1 protein-coding gene and 1 pseudogene are annotated in these 395 nt (G+C 61.8%); both read left to right on the forward strand.

The features are described from left to right. Positions 1-176, forward strand: a 176-nt coding sequence (locus AC5RTT_RS20805; protein WP_494145356.1) for an L-serine ammonia-lyase, iron-sulfur-dependent, subunit alpha, incomplete at its 5' end; no start/stop codon positions are given. Positions 177-220: 44 nt separating this feature from the next. Next, positions 221-395: pseudogene (locus AC5RTT_RS20810) on the forward strand (lipoyl synthase); the annotation flags it as partial.

Raw genomic sequence — 395 nt, forward strand, 5'->3', positions numbered from 1 at the left:
CGATCGCGGCCGCGAAAGCGATCAACGCCGCGAAAATGGCGCTCTGGGGCGACGGCACGCACCGCGTCTCGCTCGACGAAGTCATCATCACCATGCGCGAAACCGGCAAGGACATGAGCGACAAATACAAAGAAACCGCCATGGGCGGCCTCGCCGTCAACGTCGTCGAATGCTGACAGCCAGCAAACCACGGCAAGACCCACGAACTAAGGAAGCAACCATGACACTGGCACCCGAAGGCCGGAAGATGCTGCGGATCGAGCAGCGCAACGCGGCCGTCCCGGTGGAGCGCAAGCCGGACTGGATCAAGGCCAAGGTCCAGATGGGCCCGGAGTTCGTCGGACTCAAGAACCTCGTCAAAAAAGAAGGCCTGCACACCGTCTGCGAAGAAGCCG

The organism is Arthrobacter sp. Y3221157, from assembly GCF_059089865.1.